A 4,550-nucleotide genomic window follows, 5' to 3' on the forward strand; every position below is an offset into this window, starting at 1 on the left:
GGCTTCAACCCCCACCTTATTTGGTGGGGGTTTAGTGTTTGTTTGTGTTTATTCGGCGGCGTCTGCGTATTCTGACATGGGGGGGCATGTGCAGATGAGGTTTCGGTCTCCGTATGCGTTGTCGACGCGGTTGACGGGGGACCAGTATTTGTCGACGCCCATGGAGCCCGGAGGGAAGCAGGCCTGTTCGCGGGTGTAGGGGCGGTCCCAGTCGCCGACCAGATCGCGCACCGTGTGGGGGGCGTTTTTCAGCGGATTGTTTTCCGCATCGATCTTGCCGTCGATGATGTCCTGCGCTTCCGCCCGGATCGAGAGCATGGCGTCGCAGAAGCGGTCGAGCTCGTCCTTGGGTTCCGATTCCGTGGGTTCGACCATCAGGGTTCCGGCGACCGGCCAGGACATGGTCGGCGCGTGGAAGCCTGAATCGACGAGACGCTTGGCCACATCATCGACGGTGACATGCGCCGCTTCGTCCAGGGGGCGGGTGTCGAGGATGCATTCATGCGCCACGCGACCCGTTTCCGAGGTGTAGAGGATCGGGTAGGCATCCTGCAGACGCGCCGCGATGTAGTTGGCGTTCAGGATCGCCACTTTGGTCGCCTGGGTCAGACCCGCGCCACCCATCAGCAGCACATAGGCCCATGAGACCGGCAGGATGGACGGAGACCCAAAAGGCGCCGCCGAGACCGGGCCCACGGCGGTGCCGTATTCCGGGTGGCCGGGCAGGTGCTCGGTCAGGTGGGCTTTGACGCCGATCGGACCCATGCCGGGGCCGCCGCCGCCATGGGGGATGCAGAAGGTCTTGTGCAGGTTCAGGTGGCTGACATCGCCACCAATGTCACCGGGGCGCGACAGCCCGACCATGGCATTCATGTTGGCGCCGTCGATATAGACCTGACCGCCGTGATCATGGGTGATCTGGCAGACCTCCTGCACGGTGGTCTCGAACACGCCATGGGTCGAGGGGTAGGTGATCATGCAGGCGGCCAGATGATCGGAATGCTTTTCCGCCTTGGCGCGGAAGTCGTTCAGGTCAATGTTGCCGTTCTCATCCGCCAGTACCGGCACAACCTGCCAGCCCACCATCTGGGCCGAGGCCGGATTGGTGCCATGCGCCGAGGTCGGGATCAGGCAGACATTGCGCTGACCCTGCCCGCGGGCAAAGTGATAGTTGCGGATGGTCAAGAGGCCTGCGTACTCGCCCTGCGCGCCCGAGTTGGGCTGCTGGCTGATCGCGTCATAGCCGGTGATCTGGCACAGCTTGTCGTTCAGATCGTCGATCATCTCGTGATAGCCCTGCGCCTGATCTTCGGGGCAGAACGGGTGCAGATTGCCGAACTCGGGCCAGGTGACCGGGATCATCTCGATCGTGGCGTTCAGCTTCATAGTGCAGGAGCCCAGCGGGATCATCGCCCGGTCCAGCGCCAGGTCACGGTCGGCCAGACGGCGCATATAGCGGGTGATCTCGGCCTCGGCCCGGTTCTTGTGGAAGATCTCATGGGTCAGGTATTCGCTTTCGCGCAGCGCGTAATCGGGCAGGCGGTACTGCTTGTTCGAGCTGTCATCTTTGCGGTCGATGCCGAAGGCCCCCCAGACAGCCTCGATGGTCTCGGGGCGGGTCTGTTCGTCGAGGCTGATGCCCACCTTCGTGTCACCCACTTTACGCAGGTTCACACCGCGCGCCACGGCGGCCTCCATGACAACGGTCTGCAGATGGCCGACCTCAACCGTGATCGTGTCAAAGAACACTTCCGGTTCCACGGCAAAGCCCGCCTCTTCCAGACCGGCGGCCAAGCGCGAGGTCTTGCGGTGCACCGATTGCGCGATGGCCTTGATGCCATCGGGGCCGTGATAGACCGCATACATCGAAGCAATCACCGCCAACAGCGCCTGCGCGGTACAAACGTTCGAGTTGGCTTTCTCGCGGCGGATATGTTGCTCGCGGGTCTGCAGCGCCAGGCGGTAGGCTTTGTTGCCACGGCTGTCGATGCTGACACCGATGATCCGGCCCGGCATCGAGCGTTTCAGCTTGTCGGTAGTCGCCATATAGGCCGCGTGCGGGCCGCCATAGCCCATCGGCACGCCAAAGCGCTGGGTCGAGCCGATGGCGATATCCGCGCCCATCTCGCCCGGTGACTTCAGCAGTGCCAGCGACAGGATGTCGGCAGCAACGATGGCAATCGCCTTGTGTTCATGCAGGGCCGCGATCTTGGCGGTGAAGTCGCGCACATGGCCGTGCGTGCCTGGATACTGGAAGATCGCGCCAAAGACGGCGCCCGCATCCAGCGTATCCGGATCGGCGACTTGTACCTCAATGCCCAGAGGCTCGGCGCGGGTTTTAATGACCGCGATGGTCTGCGGGTGGCAGTTCTTGTCGACAAAGAAGGCCGCGTTGTTGGCTTTCGAACGCCCGCCGCGCTTGGCCATGGCCATCGCTTCGGCGGCAGCAGTGGCTTCGTCCAGCAGCGAGGCGTTGGCCACATCGAGCCCGGTCAGGTCGCTGACCATGGTCTGGAAGTTCAACAGCGCCTCAAGACGGCCCTGGCTGATCTCGGGCTGATAGGGGGTGTAGGCGGTGTACCAGGCCGGGTTTTCCAGAATGTTGCGCAGGATCGGTGCAGGCGTGGTGGTGCCGTAATAGCCCTGACCGATCAGCGAGGTCAGAACCTTGTTCTTGCTCGCCACTTCTTTCATGTGGAACAGAGCATCGCGCTCGGTCATCGCCGGGCCCCAGTCCAGCGGCTCTTTCTGCCGGATCGCGGGCGGGACGGTGGCGTCGATCAGCTCGTCCAGTGTCTTGAAGCCGATCACCTTGAGCATGTCGCGCATCTCGGTCGGGCTGGGCCCGATATGGCGGCGGTTGGCGAAGTCATAGGCTTCGTAATCGGTCAGTTTGAAGGCCATCGTTGCGCTCCTCAAGGATAGGTCAGGCCCGGCGGAGGCGGCAGGAGCCTCCGGCGGGGGGTGAGGGCCGTCTTGGAAACTGTCCGGGGGACAGTTTCAGGCCCGAACGGGCGGAGCCCAAATCAGCGGCTCCAAGTGAAAGGGGAAGGCGGATCCGCGCAAGGATCCGCCGCTTGAATTACCCGATGAAGGCCTTGTAGCCGGCCTCATCCATCAGATCTTCGAGTTGCGATGCGTCCGCGATCTTGATCTTGTAGATCCAGGCCTCGCCCTCGGGGTCTTCGTTCAGCGCGCCGGGGGTGTCGGCCAGCGCCTCGTTTACCTCGGTGATCTCACCGTCCACCGGTGCGTAAAGCTCGGACGCGGCCTTGACGGATTCAATCACGCCGATCTCACCGCCTTTTTCAAACTCGTCGCCTGCTTCCTGCTGTTCCACGAACACCACGTCGCCCAACTGCTCGGCAGCGTGTTTGGTGATGCCCAGCGTGGCGGTGTCGCCCTCAACGCTCAGCCATTCATGCTCTTCGGAATAATAGGTTGCCATGTCTCTCTCTCCTGACTTCAACGCTTGTAATTCTGTTTGACGAAAGGCAGCGCCACGATCTGCGCTGGCTGCGGTTTGCCCCGGATGATCAGGTTCACCGTCTCGCCCGGCTCGGTATGACCGGCCGCCACATAGCCCATCGCCACCGGTCCACCCACCGTGGGGCCAAACACGCCCGAAGTGATCTGGCCGATCGTGTTGCCATTGCTGCACTGGATCTCAACGCCCTGACGCGCCGGCGCACGGCCTTCGGGCTTGATGCCCACCAGCTTTTTGGCGGGACCTTCGGCCAGTTCCTTCTGGATGCGATCCGCACCCGGGAAGCCGCCCTCTTCCTTGCGGCGTTTTTGAATGGCCCAGGCCAGGCTGGCCTCAATCGGTGAGGTGCTCTGGTCAATGTCATTGCCATAAAGGCACAGGCCCGCCTCCAGCCGCAGGCTGTCGCGCGCGCCAAGACCAGCCGCCTCGCAATCCTCATGCGCCAGGAAGGCCTTGCTGATCTCGATCGCCTTGTCCTCGGGGATCGAGATCTCGTACCCGTCCTCACCGGTGTAGCCCAGCCGCGATATGCGGCATTCGACGCCGTTGATCTCGGCCACGGTGGTTTCCATGAACTTCAGATCCCGCGCCGCAGGGCACAGATCGCCCACCACGTTCTCCGCCGCAGGGCCCTGAACCGCCACCAGCGCGCGGTCAAAGATCTCGATCACTTCGACGCCTTCGAGGTGCTCACGCATATGCGGAATGTCCTGATGCCGCAGCGCCGCGTTCACCACCACAAAGTAATGATCCCCCGCATTCGACACGATCAGGTCATCCATGATCCCGCCTTCAGCATTCGTAAAGAACCCGTACCGCGCCTTGCCCTCTTTCAGCGTCGCATAAGCCTGCGGGCACAAAGCTTCCAGCTTCTCCCCCACATTCTCGCCCCGCAAAATCACCTGACCCATATGAGACACATCAAACAACGCCGCCTTCTCACGACACTGCTTGTGCTCCCCCATAATCCCCAATGGATACTGAACAGGCATCTCCCAACCCGCAAAATCAACCAACTTACCACCCAACTCAACATGCAAAGAATGGAGTGGCGTGCGTTTTA

The 4,550-nt window shown here is 62.2% G+C and carries 3 protein-coding genes; all 3 read right to left on the minus strand.

The genetic code is table 11. The features are described 5' to 3' along the window. Positions 1–48 precede the first annotated feature (48 nt). Positions 49–2,904, minus strand: a complete 2,856-nt coding sequence (gene gcvP / locus ACR0B3_RS23445; protein ID WP_480811178.1) for an aminomethyl-transferring glycine dehydrogenase — start codon at positions 2,902–2,904, stop codon at positions 49–51. A gap of 178 nt (positions 2,905–3,082) precedes the next feature. Further along, positions 3,083–3,448 carry a glycine cleavage system protein GcvH gene (gene gcvH, locus ACR0B3_RS23450; RefSeq protein WP_170687728.1) on the minus strand — a complete coding sequence of 122 codons (366 nt, stop codon included), beginning with the start codon at positions 3,446–3,448 and terminating at the stop codon, positions 3,083–3,085. 17 nt (positions 3,449–3,465) lie between these two features. Continuing rightward, a partial coding sequence (gene gcvT / locus ACR0B3_RS23455; protein WP_480811177.1) for a glycine cleavage system aminomethyltransferase GcvT occupies positions 3,466–4,550 on the minus strand: 1,085 nt, incomplete at its 5' end.

This window comes from Ruegeria sp. CE9 (assembly GCF_056537425.1).